The 1,248-nt window shown below is 32.6% G+C and carries 2 protein-coding genes; both read right to left on the reverse strand.

The window, feature by feature from the left end; translation table 11 throughout:
- Positions 1-305 (reverse strand): NAD-dependent epimerase/dehydratase family protein (locus AC1DRQ_RS31690; RefSeq protein WP_477430151.1); only part of this gene is annotated, 305 nt, incomplete at its 3' end.
- The coding region (locus AC1DRQ_RS31695) for a glycosyltransferase family 4 protein (RefSeq protein ID WP_477430153.1) at positions 302-1,248 on the reverse strand (947 nt) is incomplete at its 5' end. The genes AC1DRQ_RS31690 and AC1DRQ_RS31695, both read right to left, overlap by 4 nt.

Genomic DNA, 1,248 nt, shown 5'->3' on the forward strand with positions numbered 1-1,248 from the left:
GCATTACTATTAAAATCAACCGTAGGGAAATCATTACTATATGGTACATTTCCGTTGGCGCCAATATGAAAGATATAACTGATTTGATTATCAGAGAAAAATTTATCTAAAAATGCCAAATTACCCAAATCACCATAAACATATTTACATTGTGGATTTACGTTTAAATTATTCCCATAATTTGAACCTGATAAATTATCTAACGAAATTACACTGGTATATCCATTGTTAATTAAAAAGTCAATTATATGTGATCCTATAAATCCATTTCCACCTGTTACTAAAATTTGATCTGTTTTATTCATTGTAATATATTAAGGTATTTTATGCTATTTAAATGCAAATCAAATTCAGATTTAATTTGCATACATTGATCAGAATAGTTTTCGTAATCTGTTTCAATTTGGTGTATTTTTTCTGCCAGGGCGTCAATATTGGGTTCGGCTACTTCACCAATTCCCTCTTCTTTTACAAAATATTGCGTACCATTACCTGCATAATTGGTTGTTAATGTAGGAATTCCGTACGCCATAGCTTCAATTACCACTTTTGGCAACCCTTCCCTTTCAGATGGCAATATCAAAAGCCTTGCCTCCTGAAACAACTTATTTTTTTCTTCGTCATTTACAAGACCATGAAAAACGATATATTCATTTGATCCATATTTTTGAGCCAGATCATTATATAAACTACCTGAACCCATAATGTGCAATACCCTTATCGTATTATATAAGCGGTTATAATGTAATACAGCCTCAATGGCATGTTCAGGATGTTTATGCTCTTCCAGGCGACCTAAAAATGTATAATATTCCTTTTTTAAAGATTGGGCCAGCGTGGTATCTACCAAACTTGGTATCACATGCAGATGATTTTTGCGGTATTGCTTAACACATGACCTCACATGATTACTAATACAAACAACATCATCGGTAGCATTTAAAATTTGGCTATTTATAAAGCGCCATAGTTTTGAATCGCGATGCTCCACAAAATCTACAACGGTTCTGCTCCTTTTTTTATACAACCATTTGTAAAACAAAGAGGGCAACATGGGGAACTGATTAAAAATTATGGCGTCCCAATTGCCTTTAAAATAAGGGTGTAATTTAAAAGAGAACTTTATAATAGAGCTTACATCGCGCCCAAACCTACCGCTTTTGTAATAATTTGGATTACTTACTATACGATTATATTTAACTCCATTTATATATTCATCTAACGGCAAATTCCCTATATGATCAATAG

Source organism: Mucilaginibacter sp. P4_E8, assembly GCF_056401495.1.